Origin of the sequence: Nocardia sp. CA-119907, assembly GCF_050955995.1 — a bacterium.
In the GTDB taxonomy this organism is placed as follows: Bacteria; Actinomycetota; Actinomycetes; order Mycobacteriales; family Mycobacteriaceae; genus Nocardia.
Genome location: NZ_CP192091.1, coordinates 936,065 through 950,562 on the forward strand (window position 1 = coordinate 936,065; position 14,498 = coordinate 950,562).

15 protein-coding genes are annotated in these 14,498 nt (G+C 66.3%); 10 read left to right on the plus strand and 5 right to left on the minus strand.

Going from position 1 to position 14,498, the window contains the following annotated elements; all coding sequences use genetic code 11:
* The first annotated feature begins 188 nt into the window (after positions 1 to 188).
* Genes ACQP2D_RS04460 through ccsB form a run of 3 tightly spaced genes read left to right on the plus strand, consistent with a single transcriptional unit; the run spans position 189 to position 3,642 of the window.
* Positions 189 to 1,022 (plus strand): cytochrome c biogenesis CcdA family protein, encoded by an 834-nt coding sequence (locus ACQP2D_RS04460; protein WP_433682455.1) that lies wholly within the window; start codon positions 189 to 191, stop codon positions 1,020 to 1,022.
* Positions 1,019 to 2,671, plus strand: a complete 1,653-nt coding sequence (resB, locus tag ACQP2D_RS04465; RefSeq protein ID WP_433682456.1) for a cytochrome c biogenesis protein ResB — start codon at positions 1,019 to 1,021, stop codon at positions 2,669 to 2,671. The genes ACQP2D_RS04460 and resB overlap by 4 nt, the downstream gene beginning before the upstream one ends.
* Before the next feature lie 2 nt (positions 2,672 to 2,673).
* Positions 2,674 to 3,642: a c-type cytochrome biogenesis protein CcsB gene (gene ccsB / locus ACQP2D_RS04470; protein WP_433682457.1), complete on the plus strand. Its 969-nt coding sequence runs from the start codon at positions 2,674 to 2,676 to the stop codon at positions 3,640 to 3,642.
* A 207-nt stretch (positions 3,643 to 3,849) separates the two neighbouring features.
* On the opposite strand, the gene lppU is transcribed toward ccsB, so the two are convergent.
* Positions 3,850 to 4,515 carry an LppU family putative lipoprotein gene (gene lppU, locus ACQP2D_RS04475; protein WP_433682458.1) on the minus strand — a complete coding sequence of 222 codons (666 nt, stop codon included), beginning with the start codon at positions 4,513 to 4,515 and terminating at the stop codon, positions 3,850 to 3,852.
* A 288-nt stretch (positions 4,516 to 4,803) separates the two neighbouring features.
* Here lppU and ACQP2D_RS04480 point away from each other — a divergent pair, with 288 nt between their 5' ends.
* A complete protein-coding gene (locus tag ACQP2D_RS04480; RefSeq protein ID WP_433682459.1) occupies positions 4,804 to 5,430 on the plus strand; it encodes a DUF456 domain-containing protein in 627 nt (208 codons plus the stop codon).
* A gap of 338 nt (positions 5,431 to 5,768) precedes the next feature.
* On the opposite strand, the gene ACQP2D_RS04485 is transcribed toward ACQP2D_RS04480, so the two are convergent.
* Both ACQP2D_RS04485 and ACQP2D_RS04490 read right to left on the minus strand, forming a co-directional pair.
* Positions 5,769 to 5,972, minus strand: coding sequence for a hypothetical protein (locus tag ACQP2D_RS04485; protein ID WP_433682460.1), 204 nt, complete (start codon positions 5,970 to 5,972; stop codon positions 5,769 to 5,771).
* Positions 5,973 to 6,101: 129 nt separating this feature from the next.
* Positions 6,102 to 6,311, minus strand: a complete 210-nt coding sequence (locus ACQP2D_RS04490) for a BldC family transcriptional regulator (protein WP_330250627.1) — start codon at positions 6,309 to 6,311, stop codon at positions 6,102 to 6,104.
* Positions 6,312 to 6,484: 173 nt separating this feature from the next.
* Here ACQP2D_RS04490 and ACQP2D_RS04495 point away from each other — a divergent pair, with 173 nt between their 5' ends.
* The 5 genes from ACQP2D_RS04495 to ACQP2D_RS04515 all read left to right on the plus strand — a co-directional run bounded on the left by ACQP2D_RS04495 (position 6,485) and on the right by ACQP2D_RS04515 (position 9,317).
* Positions 6,485 to 6,835 carry a DUF4229 domain-containing protein gene (locus ACQP2D_RS04495; protein WP_433682461.1) on the plus strand — a complete coding sequence of 117 codons (351 nt, stop codon included), beginning with the start codon at positions 6,485 to 6,487 and terminating at the stop codon, positions 6,833 to 6,835.
* Entirely contained in the window at positions 6,832 to 7,917 is a 1,086-nt protein-coding gene (locus tag ACQP2D_RS04500; RefSeq protein ID WP_433682462.1) for a PLP-dependent cysteine synthase family protein, read from the plus strand. The genes ACQP2D_RS04495 and ACQP2D_RS04500 overlap by 4 nt, the downstream gene beginning before the upstream one ends.
* 137 nt (positions 7,918 to 8,054) lie before the next feature.
* On the plus strand, positions 8,055 to 8,276 hold the full coding sequence (locus tag ACQP2D_RS04505) for a helix-turn-helix domain-containing protein (protein WP_354959891.1): 222 nt from the start codon (positions 8,055 to 8,057) through the stop codon (positions 8,274 to 8,276).
* Positions 8,276 to 8,854: a Clp protease N-terminal domain-containing protein gene (locus ACQP2D_RS04510; protein ID WP_433682463.1), complete on the plus strand. Its 579-nt coding sequence runs from the start codon at positions 8,276 to 8,278 to the stop codon at positions 8,852 to 8,854. The genes ACQP2D_RS04505 and ACQP2D_RS04510 overlap by 1 nt, the downstream gene beginning before the upstream one ends.
* Positions 8,855 to 8,930: 76 nt before the next feature.
* Positions 8,931 to 9,317, plus strand: coding sequence for a phage holin family protein (locus ACQP2D_RS04515; RefSeq protein WP_433682464.1), 387 nt, complete (start codon positions 8,931 to 8,933; stop codon positions 9,315 to 9,317).
* A 149-nt stretch (positions 9,318 to 9,466) separates the two neighbouring features.
* Here ACQP2D_RS04515 and ACQP2D_RS04520 read toward each other — a convergent pair whose 3' ends face one another.
* Both ACQP2D_RS04520 and ACQP2D_RS04525 read right to left on the minus strand, forming a co-directional pair.
* Complete coding sequence (locus tag ACQP2D_RS04520) at positions 9,467 to 10,339, minus strand: 1,4-dihydroxy-2-naphthoate polyprenyltransferase (protein ID WP_433682465.1); 873 nt, start codon at positions 10,337 to 10,339, stop codon at positions 9,467 to 9,469.
* Between the two features lie 63 nt (positions 10,340 to 10,402).
* Positions 10,403 to 10,861 (minus strand): SRPBCC family protein, encoded by a 459-nt coding sequence (locus ACQP2D_RS04525; protein WP_433682466.1) that lies wholly within the window; start codon positions 10,859 to 10,861, stop codon positions 10,403 to 10,405.
* Between the two features lie 45 nt (positions 10,862 to 10,906).
* On the opposite strand from ACQP2D_RS04525, the gene ACQP2D_RS04530 reads away from it, so the two are divergent.
* Positions 10,907 to 14,476 (plus strand): AfsR/SARP family transcriptional regulator, encoded by a 3,570-nt coding sequence (locus tag ACQP2D_RS04530; RefSeq protein ID WP_433682467.1) that lies wholly within the window; start codon positions 10,907 to 10,909, stop codon positions 14,474 to 14,476.
* The last annotated feature ends 22 nt before the right edge of the window (positions 14,477 to 14,498 follow it).

Sequence of the window (14,498 nt, forward strand, 5' to 3'; positions counted from 1 at the left end):
TGTCGCCCGCGGCAGGCCGCTCGACTCGTTCGCGGTGTCTGGACCGTCGATGACCGGTGGGTCGGCGTGGCCGCCGTACCACGCAGCGCCGCAGCCGATTCCATGATGGACTTTGTTCCCCCCGCAACAAATACTTCTGCAGCGCCGGTGCCCGAGCATACCGATCGACCCCCGGTGGAGACCGACTGATGGTGCTTGCCGCAGTTGGTGATTCGTTCCAGCAGACGGCGGCGACCGGGCCGCTGTTGTTGGCACTCGGCGCCTGCTTACTGGCCGGACTGGTCTCGTTCGCCTCGCCGTGTGTGGTGCCGCTGGTTCCGGGTTACCTGTCCTACCTCGCCGGGCTGGTCGGTGCCGAGGCGCCGCCCGCCACCGCCGCACAAGCCAAAGGCCTTGGTGGTACGGCGGTTTCGGAGCGGGCTGCGGCACGTACGGGTCGGCTGCGGGTGGCCGGTGCGGCCGGTCTGTTCGTCGCCGGATTCACCGTGGTGTTCGTGCTCGCCACCGCGACGGTTTTCGGCGTCATCCAGACCCTGAATGTGAATCGTGAACTGCTGCAACGGGTCGGCGGCGTGGTCACCATCCTGATGGGTCTGGTGTTCATCGGTCTGGTCCCCGCATTGCAGCGCGATACCCGGATGGAGCCGCGCCGGCTCACCAGTATCGCGGGCGCTCCGCTGCTGGGCGCGGTCTTCGCGCTCGGCTGGACGCCGTGTCTCGGACCGACGCTGTCCGGGGTGATGGCGGTCTCGGCCGGTACCGAGGGCACGACGGCGGTGCGCGGCGTCGCGCTGATCGTCGCCTACTGCCTCGGTCTCGGACTGCCGTTCGTGATCCTGGCCTTCGGTTCGGCGAGTGCGCTGCGCGGTGTCGGCTGGCTGCGGCGCAATTCCCGCACCATTCAGCTCATCGGCGGCATGCTGCTGGTCGCGGTCGGTATCGCGCTGGTCACCGGGGCATGGGACCAGTTCGTCGCCTGGGTGCGCGATGCGTTCGTTTCCGAGGTGACCTTGCCGATATGACCGTGATCGACAGACCCGAGGCGCCGGTGACACCGCCGCGCCAATCGCTACCGGGTCGCGCGTGGGCGCTCGTGCGTAATGGCTGGCGCGGGCTCACCAGCATGCGCACCGCGCTGGTGCTGCTGTTCCTGCTGGCCTTGGCCGCGATTCCGGGGGCGCTGCTGCCGCAGCGGAATCTCAACGAGGGCAAGGTCGACCAGTACATCGCCGACCGCCCGACGCTCGGTCCGTGGATGGACCGGTTCCAGCTGTTCGACGTGTTCTCGAGTTTCTGGTTCACGGCGATCTATGCGCTGCTGTTCATCTCGCTTGTCGGCTGCATTCTGCCGCGCTGCCTGGACCACTACCGCGCACTGCGCACGCCGCCGGTGCGCGCTCCGCGCAACCTGTCGCGGCTGCCGCACCATTACTCCGAGACGGTCGACGGCACCCCCGACGCGGTGCTCGAGTACGCGCGAAAAGAACTGCGCGGCTGGCGCACCGAGGTGCGTGAGGGCACTCGTGACGGTGAGATCACCCTCTCCGCGGAAAAGGGCTACACCCGCGAACTCGGCAACCTCGTCTTCCACCTGGCCCTGGTCGGGCTGCTCGTCGCCATCGCGGTCGGCAAGCTGTTCGGCTACGAGGGCAGTGTGATCGTCATCGCGAACAATGGTCCCGGCTTCTGCACCACCTCGCCCGCGGTCTTCGACTCGTTCAAGGCGGGCAATATCAACGACGGCACCGGTATGGCGCCGCTGTGCGTGCGGGTCAAGGATTTCAAGGCCGACTACCTGACGAACGGTCAGGCCGAGATGTTCACCTCGCATATCGAATATCAGGCCGGCGCCGATCTGCAGAGCAATAACTGGCGCGATGCGCAGATCCAGGTGAACCATCCACTGCGCGTCGCGGGTGATCGGCTGTACCTGCAGGGCCACGGATTCGCGCCGACATTCACGGTGACCTTCCCGAACGGGCAGACCCGAACCGAGACCGTCCAGTGGCGGCCCGATAACGCCCAGACCTTCCTGTCCAGCGGTGTGCTGCGGATCGATCCGCCCGGCGGCATGTACGCGACCGACGAAGAACGCCGCAAGAACCAGATCGCGATCGAGGGGCTGTTCGCGCCGACCGCCCTGCTCCACGGCAGCCTGCTGACCTCGTCGTTCCCGACCATGAACGATCCGGCGGTCGCGGTGGACGTCTACCGCGGCGACACCGGTCTGGACACCGGCAAGCCGCAGTCGCTGTTCGCGCTGGATCCCGAGCAGGTCAAGCAGGGGCGACTGACCAAGGAGGCCAGGGTCAACCTGCGTCCCGGCGAGTCGACCACCCTGCCCAATGGCACCAAGGTCACCTTCGACGGCGCGCAGGAATTCGTGAACCTGCAGGTATCGCATGATCCGGCGCAGCAGTGGGTGCTGGTGAGCGCGCTGGCCATGATGGCCGGACTGCTGGTGTCGCTGCTGGTGAAGCGGCGGCGCATCTGGATCCGCTGCTACCCGGCCGACGACGAAGCCGGTACCGTTGACAAACGACACACCGTAGTAGAGATGGGCGGGCTGGCCAGAACCGATCAGGCGGGCTGGGGCGGCGAATTCGACCGCCTGCGCAAGCGCCTGCTCGATGACCAATCCGCCGCGTCCGCGGACCGACCGGGAGAGTGACCATGCCGATCGACGAGACCATCGCCCAGTACAGCGATCTCGCCTTCAAATCGGCGATCGTCGTGTACGCGCTGGTGCTGGTGCTGCTGATCGTGCAGTACGCGGCGGCGCGGACACAAAAGGTCGTCGCGCGCGAACTGGTGACCGCTGGCGGCGGCGCCGAACGTCCCGCGGCGCCGGGGCGGGTCGAGACGCCGCAGGCCAAGCCGTTCGCGGAACGCGCCGGCAATATGGCGTTCTCGGTGCTGTTCGTCGCCATCGCCCTGCACGTGACCTCGATCGTATTGCGCGGCTTCGCGACCCACCGCTTTCCGCTCGGCAATATGTACGAATTCGTCACCATGGCGACCGCCGCGGCTGCCGTCGTCGGCATGGTGTTCCTGCGCGAACAGCGCTACCGGTCGATGTGGGTATTCCTGCTCGTCCCGATCCTGATCCTGATGTTCCTGGCGGGAACCGTGCTCTACGCCGACGCGGCACCCGTTGTGCCAGCGCTGAAGTCGTTCTGGCTGCCCGTCCACGTCACCATCGTCAGCATCGGCAGCGGTGTCTTCATGGTCTCCGGCATCGCCAGCCTGCTCTTCCTCTACCGCCTGCGGCAGCCCGAAGGCGCCGAATCCGCCAATATCCTCGGCACCATCGCCCGCCGCCTGCCCGACGCCCGCACCCTGGACCGTCTCGCCTACAAAACCACCATCATCGGCTTCCCCCTCTTCGGTGCGGGCGTAATCCTCGGCGCCATCTGGGCCGAAGCCGCCTGGGGCCGCTTCTGGGGCTGGGACCCGAAGGAGACCTGCTCCTTCATAGCCTGGGTCCTCTACGCCGCGTATTTGCACGCCCGCGCGACATCGGGGTGGCGCGACACCAAGGCCGCGTATATCAACGTCGCGGGTTTCGTAGCGATGCTCTTCAACCTGTTCATCATCAACATCGTGATCAGCGGGTTGCACTCGTACGCTGGGCTGAACTAGCAGGATCTACTCGGGGATACTGCCGCACCCTCTTTCGGTGGGTGGGCTCGCCAACTCACTTACCCGATGGCTCCGCTCGGACCGTGTCTCACGTCAGTGCGATTTGTCAACGACATGTCGTGATCGGTTGTGCCGCCTGGTTTTCGACCCTGCGAATTGTCGTGCCGGGGAGGCAAACCGAGACCATGAAGCGGAAAAGCTTGTTGGTTAAAGCCGGTGAACGCAGACTACGAATTGGCGTTGCTGGTAGACGATTCCGCGGTCGCTGGCGGAGCAGACGTTGACGTTTGTGGTGTTCTGCTTGACCTCGACTACGCGGACGCCGTTGGGCATGCCCTTGGTGGCGCAGTCGATGCGCTTGGGGTTGTCCTTGTTCGGGTCCATGCAGCCGCCGACTACCCAGTCGATGTCCAGGCAGAGGGCGGCGCGGTTGATGCCGCGCAGTGTGTCGTTGAGCGTGCGGTCGGCATCGCTGGGGCAGGCGGCGTTCTCGGACGCCTTGTCGATGATCTTGTAGTTGGAAGTCGCGCTGCCACAGGCGGCCTTGCCGAGAGTGGCGGTATCGCCGTTGTGGCCGATCTCGACGCAGTCACCGACCTCCACCTTCAGGCCACCGGCGATCTTGTCGAAGGTGCTGCGCACGGCGGAGGTCGTCGGCGGTGCCTCGGTGGCCAGTGGTAGGTCCTCGGAGGTCGACGGTAGTGCCGATGTGGTTGGCGCGGCGTCGTTCTGGGCCGCGGGCGAGGGGCCGCCGCCGGTGGACTTGTTGTTGCTCAGCGACATCGCGGCCACGGCGACGACGGCCGCCGCCAGCGCGGTCACCCCGATGAAGACCGTCAAGGTCACCCCGGCACGGACACGTTGACGCGACACTGACGTCCTCCATGGGTGTTCGAACTCGCGCGCGGAGATCCGAAGTTGAATGTTGCATTTTGATTGAGCACGTCATGCCTACACCATGTGATGCGTGTGCGTCGAGTCACCCAATTTTTGAGGATAAAAAGGATACTTGTGTGAAATGATCACGGGTCGGATGCTGGGTAACAATCGAATAACGATGGCTGTCAGGGGTTTCCCAAATGCCGTGCGGGGCAACAAGCTACGTGGCGCTAGACGCGTCATCCGGCTACCGGGGCCGGTGCTTGTCAGAAGGAAACCTTGATGAAGTTCGGCATGCTCGCCGCCACTTTCTTGTCCGTCGCTGCCGTCGGAGTCGCTGCGGGAACCGCGCACGCGAAGCCCGCGGAGGTCGCCAAAGAGGTGTCGGCCTCCGGCGTCGAACAGGGAATCGGTTACCACACCGTGCTTTCCGACACGAAGGACGAACGCAAGGAAACCCATCGCGTGGTGACCACCGCCGTCGACAGCGGCAAGTTCGAACTCACCGATAACGGCACCAAGGTCCTGCTGAAGTCCGACACCGGCGACGTGGTCGCCGAAGTTCCACTGACCTACCAGCTCTCCGGCACGAATGTGGCGGTCGACCAAGCCATCACCGATAACGGCCGAACCCTCGCTCTCACACCGAAACTGACCGCCAAGAACATCGGCGAGATGCAGCCGGTCAGCTCCATGGCCCGGCTGACCGACGAAATCAACAAGAACATCGTCGGCGTGATCCTCGGCGGCGCCCTCGGCCTCATCGTCGGCGCCATCGTCGGCGTCTTCTTCTTCAGCATCATCACCGGCCCCATCGGCGCCGTCGTAGGCGCCATCGCCGGCGGCTACATCATGGGCGGCCAATCCTTCATGGACGCCATGATGGCGGTCGTCAACGGCGAGCCGTGATCGTCTGAGAGCTGTCGCACACGCAGTGGCGACCTCGCACAGGCTCTCTAGGTTGTGCGAGCTAGCCATTGCATATGCGGGACACCTCAGTGGGCGGGTGATGTCGATTTGCCAGCTGCCCTGGATGCCGAGGTGGTGGCCGTGCCGGTGCGGGCGGCTCTTGCTCGGTCGGGGATCGGACGGGCCGGGCCACCTATTCGTGAAGTGTGCGCTGTTCGGGTCCGCGCGCGGGCGCGATCGGTCGGCGGCGGGGCGAAATAGACCGCGTGGTCAATATGGTTGCGCGACCAAGGGATTCGCGCCGCTGGAACCACTCGGCGAGTCGAGGGGTCAACCGTTCAGCGCTCGGTGGGCCCGTCGCCATCACGATGCTGGCGCGAGAGGCGCCAGAGGAATTCAGGGTCGTCGTCCGGGCCCATGATTCGCTTGCGTTGTGGTGAACGCGTGGGCCGAGCGCTCGGTCCGGATTTCTCAGGGCCGAACGCCTTCCAGCACAACACCGCGACTGCCACAACTGCGATGAGTGCCAACAGGTACGTCACGTCGCTCACCTCCTGCTAACGAGGGTAGTCGCGTGCGTAGCCTTCGAACACTGCAGATGCGAAATTCACTCTGCAGGGTGGGTGCGGGCCCCTAGACAGGGGATCGCTACGGGCCCGCATCGGCCACGATCAGCGTGCGGTGGCCTCGGTGGTCAGCGACCTGAGCAGTTGGAGTACTTCGGACTCGCGGAACCGGCGGTGTCCACCCGGTGTGCGCAGAGACCCGAGGCGCCCGGCGTGGGCCCAGCGGGTGACGGTCTTCGGATCGACGTGGAACATAGCGGCCACTTGGCCCGGTGTCAGCAGGGTGTCCTGGCCGCCGACGGTGATCGCAGTCATAGCAAACCTCTCCGTTCTCGACAGTTCCCTCATCAGATGGCGCCATCGTTGCACTGCGACCCCTAGGTACTCGAACCACCTACAGTTGGTAAAGGGGAAGTAATAGACAAATGGGATACGGGGTCCTACCTCGGCAGGAGGCGCGGGCCATAGCTTCGCATAGGCTGGACGACGTGAGTGACGCAACTCCACCGAAAGGTGACCCGAGACAGCAGACGGCTGGCGCCGGCGCGCGGCTGGCCCGCAATCTGGTGCTGTACACGCTCGCCAGGCTGGGTTTGGTCGTCGTCATCACCGCCGCGATCGTGGGCATCGCCCAGCTCGTCTCGGTGGAGATCCCGCTGGTGGTCGCCGCCCTGTTCGCCTTGATCATCGCGATGCCGCTGTCGTTGACGGTGTTCAAGAGGATGCGTGCGCGGGTCAACGAGGACATCGCGATCGTCGACGCCAAGCGCCGTCAGGACAAGGCGCAGCTGCGCGCCCGGCTGCGCGGCGATGACGACTCGACCGGGGCGGCTTCGTGAAGTACTGCGACCGCAGTACTCCGCGCGGCTGGGTCGACAACGCCGTGCGCCTCATCGAGGCCGATACTCAGCGCAGCGCCGACACCCATCTGCTGCGGTACCCGTTGCCCGCGGCGTGGCGCGTCCAGCTGTACCTGAAGGATGAGTCGACCCACATCACCGGCAGTCTCAAGCACCGGCTGGCGCGGTCGCTGTTCCTGTACGCGATCTGCAACGGCTGGGTCACCGAGGGCACCACGGTGGTGGAGGCGTCCTCGGGTTCGACGGCGGTCAGCGAGGCGTACTTCGCCAAACTGCTCGGCCTCGATTTCGTGGCGGTTATGCCAGCGAGCACCTCGCCGCAGAAGATCGAGTTGATCGAGGCCCAGGGCGGCCGTTGTCATTTCGTGCAGCGCCCGCCGGATATGTACACCGAGGCGGCCCGGCTGGCCGCCGAATGCGGTGGTCACTACATGGACCAGTTCACCCACGCCGAGCGCGCCACCGACTGGCGCGGCAATAACAACATCGCCGAATCCATCTTCGAGCAAATGGAATTGGAAACGCATCCGGTGCCGGACTGGATCGTGGTCGGCGCGGGCACCGGCGGTACCAGCGCCACCATCGGCCGCTACATCCGCTACCACCGCTTCCCGTCGAAGCTGGCCGTGGTCGATCCGGAGAACTCCGCGTTCTTCGGTGGCTACCAGACCGCCGACGCCGGATATCAGACCGGAATGCCTTCGCGCATCGAGGGAATCGGCCGCCCGCGGGTGGAGCCGTCCTTCATCGGCCAGGTGGTGGACCGGATGATCGAGGTCCCCGATGCGGCCTCCATCGCGGCCGCGCGGCACGCGAGTAGGGTAATCGGCCGCCGCGTAGGCGGTTCCACCGGCACCAACCTGTGGGGCGCCTTCGCGCTCATCGCCGAAATGATCGGCGCCGGTCGTTCCGGCAGTGTGGTGACCCTGCTGTGTGACGGCGGAGATCGCTATGCCGGAACGTATTTCGACGACGCGTGGGTCGAGGCGCAGGGTATGAGCCTGGCCGAACCCGCGGCGGTCCTGGACAAGTTCACCGCGACCGGAATCTGGTCCGGCTAGTCGCCGCACGCAGTTCTGCAACCCCGTCATCCCGGCCGTAGCGCCGGGGCGGCGGGGTTTCGCTTTCTCCGGTAGCGGACTCCGGCGGCGTCAATTTTTGTTGACAACCCGCGATGGCGTCAATCAAAATTGACGCCATGACTGAGGCAACCACACTGGCGGCCGCCGCGGGCAGCCCCGACCCCAGGGTCGGGCTGCGTGCGGTGCTCGCACTGCGTCGGCTGCTCGAACGGCTGGAGGCGATCCAGGTGACCAATGCCCGCGAACAGGGGTGGTCATGGCAGGCGATCGCGGAGGCGCTCGAGGTCAGCAAGCAGGCGGTTCACCAGAAATACAACCGGAGAGGCGGGAACCGCTGATGTTCGAACGGTTCAGCAGGGCGGCGAAGATCGCGATCATCAGCGCCCAGGAAGACGCGCGCGAGCTGCGCTCACCCAGGATCGAGGTGGAGCATGTGCTGCTCGGCCTGCTGTCGCAGGGCGAGCCGGAGTTGCAGGCGCTGCTCGAAGAGGTGGGCGTCACGCATCGGGACGCACTGAAAACCCTTGGCCAACACAGTAAAGGTCAGCCGATGGGGGAAGAGGACGCCGAGGCGCTGCGCTCGATCGGCATCGACCTGGACGCGGTGCGGGAGAGTCTGGAGGCGACCTTCGGTGCGGATGCGCTGGAGCGGGCGGTCCCCGAGGAGCGATCCAGATTCGCCTTCGGACGCGACCGGAACTGGGGTCATATCCCGTTCACCAAGGATGCGAAGAAGGTGGTGGAACTGGGACTGCGAGAAGCGCTGGCCCGCAAGGAGAAGACCATCGAATCCGGACATCTGCTGCTCGGCATTCTGCGCGCGCCCAATGCGAACACCACCCGCATCCTCGGCGGTGCGAAGGCGATCGACGATCTCCGGCCGAAGGTGCACGCACTGCTCGATCGTGCCGCGTAGGGGGCGGGTATGTGCGTGCCACGGGATTTGTGTTTTGTGGCAGCACATGCCCGCCCTCCGGGCCTAGCATCGTGGCATGCAGCTTCTGATTCGGTTGATCATCAACGCGGTGGCCATCTGGCTGGCCGCCGCCTGGGTCGACAAGATCGAAATCCTCAGCCCAGCCGACAAGGGCAATGGCGGGAAAGTCATTGTCATCCTGGCCGTCGCCGTGGTCTTCACCGTGGTGAACGCCCTGGTCAAGCCGATTGTGAAACTTCTATCGCTACCGCTGGTCATCGTGACCCTCGGTCTGTTCCTGCTGGTGATCAACGCGCTGATGCTGTGGCTCACCGCGAAGATCACCGAGACCACCGACTACGGCCTGCGCGTCGACGGCTTCTGGGCCGCGCTCTGGGGCGGCATCATCGTAGCGGTGGTCAACTGGATCCTCGGCGTCCTGGTACCGGACGGCGACGACTAGCAGCTGCGCGCCGCGTCAACCGCTCGTTCGATGGCGGAATGGTGCCGAGCGTGCATTCTTCGAGCGGACGAGGCGGAGATCGCCGGATTCGGCCGGAAAGTGCGGGCTCGGCCCCACCCGCGACAACCCGGTGCGATACGTCGAAATACCTAACCGACGATACCGAGCGCCAACGCGGTAACCGCCGACCACGCCAGCAGTGCCAGCCCCGAATCGCGCAGGGCCGGAATCAATTCCAACCCGCCCTTACCGGAGCGCACCGGTGCGTTGGCACGCACCGCCAGCGGCACCGCTACCAGCCCGACCAATGCCCACGGCGTGCGCACTACCAGCAACAGCGTGGCGATGAACGGCACCGCCAGCAGCGCCAAGTGCAGGGTGCGGGTGCGCGGATCGCCGAGTTTGACCGCGAGGGTGACCTTCCCGGATTCGGTATCGGTCGGGATATCGCGCAGATTATTGGCGACCAGCACCGCACTGGAGAACGCCCCGACCCCGACCGCGAGCACCAGCCCCGCCCATTCGATGCGCTCGGCCTGCACGAATTCGGTGCCGAGCACGCCGATCAAACCGAAGAATACGAAGACCGCCAACTCGCCGAAACCGCTGTAGCCGTACGGCTTGCTGCCACCGGTGTAATACCAGGCCCCGGCCAGGCAGGCCGCCCCGACCAGCAGCAGCCACCACGCCGTCGCGATGACGAGCACCAGTCCGAAGACCGCACCGATGGCCAGGCTGATGATCGCGGCATTCTTGACCGCGGCGGGGGAGGCGAGCTTCTGCCCGACCAGCCGCAGCGGGCCGACGCGCACGTCATCGGTGCCGCGGATACCGTCGGAGTAGTCGTTGGCGTAATTCACCCCGATGATCAGGGCCAGCGAAACCAGCAGCGCCAGAACGGCTTTCCACCACACCGCACCATCGATGGAGGCGGCGGCGCCGGTTCCGGCCAGGACAGGGGCGATCGCGTTCGGCAGGGTACGGGGCCGTGCGCCCTCGATCCATTGCGCTGCAGTAGCCATATTCGCAGCCTAGTGCGCGGCGGCGGTGCAGTCTGCTCGGGCGCTTCGGTTGGCTGGCACGGCTCAGTTGGACTCGGCGGCCGCCTTCAATCGGCCGAGGCCCTTCTCGAAGTCCTTGCCGATCATATTGTCGATCGGGAACACCTTTCCGATCACTCCCATCAGGCCCGAATGCTGCCCGGTCATCCGCCAGACCACCTCGGTGCCGCCTTCGACGGGGTTCAGCTCGAAGGTCGTCTTATTGGTGGCCTTGAAGGGCTTCTCGAAGGCGAGCCGGATACCGATCTCCCGGTCGTCGCTGGAGGTGATCTCCATGCTGCCGCGACCGGCCTTGCGGTTGCCGTCCCAGGCGTACCGGGCGCCTACGCCGGCGTCCGGCCCGGAGTACTTCCGCTGCAACTGCGGATCGACATCCTCCCAGGGCGACCACTTGGTCCACTCGTGGAAGTTATCGATCAGCCCATGAATGCGCGCGGGGTCGGCCGTGATCACAGCCTGCCGAACGATTTCGAACTCAGCCATGGGGCTCAGCCTAAGCGACGCACCCGCGCAGAACAGGGGGAAACCATGTCAGCCCAGCAAGCATTGCTCGCATACGATAGCGACGGAATGTTTCCTGACCAGAGCGGCCCGATCGGCCGAAGTCAAACCCTCACGACGCCCGCAGGCGAATCGGTCGTAGTGGCCCTGCTGGGCGAAATCGCGCTACGCAGGGATGGTGCCCTCACGGCGCTGCCCGGGGCGCGCTCGCGGCTGCTGCTCGCGGCACTGGCCCTGCGCCCCGGTCGCAGCCGCAGCGCCCAGGCGCTGATCGATGAGGTCTGGGGTGAGCAGCCGCCGCGCGCGCCGATGAACGCACTGCACACCCAGGTGTCGCGGCTGCGGTCCGCGCTGCCGGACGCCGCACTGGAGATCGGCCCGGCCGGTTACCGCCTCACCTTGACCGCGGATCAGGTCGATTTGACCTTGACCGACGAACTGCTGCGCGCGGCCCGCGCCAGACAGGCCGACGGCGACCACGCTGGTTGCCTGACCGTGGTCGCGCAGGCCAGAGCGCTCTGGCGCGGTGAGCCGGGGGCCGACCTCCCCGCAGGCGAACTCGCCGAGGAACTACGCGCCGCGGCGGCGCACCGGTTGTCCGAATTGGCGGCGATCGAGGTCGAGGCCCGGGTCGCGAGCGGCGATCTCGACGGCGCGGTGGCGATCACACGCCGAACTGTGGCCGCGAAGCCGCTCGACGAGGCCGCGCATGGCACCTTGATGCGGTTGCTGGCCGCGGCCGGGCGTCCGAACGAGGCCTTGGATGTTTTCGCATCTCTACGGGGGCGGCTGATCGAGGAACTCGGCGCGGACCCCGGTCCGGTGCTGGTGGAGTTGAATACCGCCATCCTGCGCGGTGATCCGGTGCCGGGATCGGCAGCGAGGCCCGATCGTGTTGGGCTGGTGTCGCATCCGGCGACCGTTGTGAATTCGGCCGCACCAGGTGATCCCGCCGTCGCTGCCGTGGTGCCGGATTCGGTCGATCGGGATTCGATTGGACGCGTATCGGATTCGACCGCTGCCGCACCGCCGAACGTGCTCTCGGCGATCGGCTTGCGCGCGGCCCCCAATGCCCTGCTCGGACGTGCCGCCGATCTGGACGCGCTCGAGGATCTGGTGTTCCGGTCCCGGGTGACCACGGTGCTGGGTCCCGGCGGTACCGGAAAGACCAGGGTGGCCAATGAATTGGGCGCTCGAGTGGCGCGCCAGGAGTCCGTGGTGCTGGTGGAACTGGCCTCGGTGCGTGCCGATCCGGCCGCCGACGCCGATCCGCGCGCCGATATCGAGGCCGCGATCAGCACGACGCTCGGCCTCGGCGAGATCGTCCGGGAGACGGCGTGGCGGCGCACCACCGGCTACAGCGATGCCGGTCGCCGCCTGCGCGACGCGCTCGCCGCCCGCCCGATGCTATTGATACTGGACAATTGTGAGCATCTGATCGATGCGGTGGCCGAGGTGGTCGCCGATCTGGTCGGCAGCTGTGACCAGCTCAGCGTGCTCACCACCAGCCGGGCACCGCTGGCGATCACCGCCGAAACGGTATATCCGCTGGCGCCCTTGGCGATCGACGCGGCCGGATCGCCCGCCACCGAGCTGTTCATGGCCAGGGCGCGTGCCGTGCGGCCGACGGTGGGGCTGGATCCCGAAGTCGTTGCCCGATTGTGCCGCACGCTCGACGGCCTGCCGCTGGCCATCGAACTCGCGGCCGCGCGGGTGCGGACCATGAGCGTCGAGGAGATCGAAACCCGGCTCGAACACCGCTTCGCCCTACTGCGCAGCGGAGATCGCTCGTCGCCGGAACGGCATCGCACCTTGTACGCGGTGATCGCGTGGAGTTGGAATCTGCTCGAAGAGCCGCAGCAGATCGCCCTGCGCAGGCTGTGCCGCTTTCCGGCCGGGTTCACCCTCGACGCCGCCGAAATGGTGGCCGGTGGACCGGATGTCGACGATGTAGCCACGGCCGTGGACGGTCTGGTGAGCCAGTCATTGCTCACCGTCCTCGACGATGACGAAAGTCTCATCGGAACCCGCTACCGCATGCTGGAAACGGTCCGCGAATTCGGCGAGGAACAACTCGCGCGCACCGGATCCGATGCGGCGGCGGGCATTGCGGGCGCGATCGATGAGCGTCCCGTGGTCATGGATCGCATGTCGCGCTGGGCCCGTGACTATTCGGTCTCGGCCGTGCACCGCTATCTCTCCGGCGCTCAGGTGGCCACCGTGCTCTCGGTGGGTGCGGAGCTCGACAATCTGGTCACGGTGCTGCGATATGCGCTGGAACGCAGGGACGCCCGCACGGTATATCGGGTCTTCCCAGTTCTGGGCACGCTGTGGGTGATGCGCGGCGCGCATATGGAGGTGAGCGGTTGGGCGCGCCGGATTCTCAATCTGGCACCCGAACCCGGCCCGGTACGCGGTACGGTCGCCGATCTGCAGATGCTCGCGCATCTGCAGATCGGTATGCACATGGTGTACCTGGGTGGTGACCTGCGTGCGGTGGGGACCACCCGAGCGCGGATCCGTCGATTGCTGAGCACTGCAATCGATCTCAATAGTGGAGCGCGCTTTCTCGGCGTCATGGCCTGCGAGGATCCCTCGGGTTCGGGCGCGGCCAGACTGTTCGCCGACGGTGCCCGGTCGCCGGATCCTGTGGTGCGCGCGACGGCGGTATTCATGCGCGCGAATGTCCGGGAGAACTCCGGCCATGTGTACGGCTCCACCCGCGACGCGCTGGCCGCCCTGCAGCTGATCGAAGGCGCCGATGTCTGGGGTACGGCGATGGTCACCCAGCATCTCGGACAGCTCGCCGGACAGACCGCGCACTACGCCGACGCGGTGGAGAACTACCGCAGGGCCGGGGAGTTGCTGCGCGAGTTGCGCGCACACGAGGAAGCTGTGGAGATGCGCAGCTATCTCGCGGTATCGCTGATCGGCGCCGGTCGCCTCGCGGAGGCGCGGCGGGAGTTGGGCTTCGCCCTCGGCGCACCGGATGGCGAACCGGCACATGGTTCTCCGATCGACGACCCGCACATGCGGCGCAACCACCGGCTGGCCCCCGTCGTCATCGGTATAGCCGAACTCGAACTGGCCGAGGGCGATATCGATGCCGGGCTGCGCCATTACCGCCGGGCGCTGGATCTGTACGGCTGGCCCGATGACGAGCCGATGCCGGGTCCGGGCATTCTGATGACCGCGAGCGGGGCGGTGGACGCGTATGTGCTCTACGGGCGACCAGCGGAGGCGGACGATATCGTGCGCACCCTGGTTCGCCTGGCAACGGGCCGCCTCGGGCAGTTCTACGATCTGCCGCAGATCGGCGCGGTCGGCAATGCGGTCGGCACCTTTCATCTCGCGATCCGGCACGATTCGGAGATCGGCCTGGAGTTGGTGTCGCTGGCCAGCAAAGTAAGGGGACGGCAGGACAATCCGTCGGCCGAATTGCGGCGACACATCGCGCTGCATCGAACAACCGTGGGCGACGACCTCATGGACGCCGCGCTGCATCGGGCCGCGAGCCTGCGCCGACGACAGGCGGCGGATCGGATCCTCGAACTTTTCCAAGAACTGGCCCGTGACAACGAAAATCGCGGTGGGTGACTTGGCGTCTCCCACCGCGACT

Excerpts from the sequence above, each read along its gene's own strand:
- ACQP2D_RS04525 (WP_433682466.1), bottom strand. The coding sequence starts at position 10,861 with ATGGCTGAGTTCGAAATCGTTCGGCAGGCTGTGATCACGGCCGACCCC.
- ACQP2D_RS04490 (WP_330250627.1), bottom strand. The coding sequence starts at position 6,311 with ATGACTGCGATCACCGTCGGCGGCCAGGACACCCTGCTGACACCGGGC.
- ACQP2D_RS04460 (WP_433682455.1), top strand. The coding sequence starts at position 189 with ATGGTGCTTGCCGCAGTTGGTGATTCGTTCCAGCAGACGGCGGCGACC.
- ACQP2D_RS04480 (WP_433682459.1), top strand. The coding sequence starts at position 4,804 with ATGAAGTTCGGCATGCTCGCCGCCACTTTCTTGTCCGTCGCTGCCGTC.
- ACQP2D_RS04515 (WP_433682464.1), top strand. The coding sequence starts at position 8,931 with ATGCAGCTTCTGATTCGGTTGATCATCAACGCGGTGGCCATCTGGCTG.
- ACQP2D_RS04520 (WP_433682465.1), bottom strand. The coding sequence starts at position 10,339 with ATGGCTACTGCAGCGCAATGGATCGAGGGCGCACGGCCCCGTACCCTG.
- ACQP2D_RS04530 (WP_433682467.1), top strand. The coding sequence starts at position 10,907 with ATGTCAGCCCAGCAAGCATTGCTCGCATACGATAGCGACGGAATGTTT.
- ACQP2D_RS04505 (WP_354959891.1), top strand. The coding sequence starts at position 8,055 with ATGACTGAGGCAACCACACTGGCGGCCGCCGCGGGCAGCCCCGACCCC.
- ACQP2D_RS04510 (WP_433682463.1), top strand. The coding sequence starts at position 8,276 with ATGTTCGAACGGTTCAGCAGGGCGGCGAAGATCGCGATCATCAGCGCC.
- resB (WP_433682456.1), top strand. The coding sequence starts at position 1,019 with ATGACCGTGATCGACAGACCCGAGGCGCCGGTGACACCGCCGCGCCAA.
- ccsB (WP_433682457.1), top strand. The coding sequence starts at position 2,674 with ATGCCGATCGACGAGACCATCGCCCAGTACAGCGATCTCGCCTTCAAA.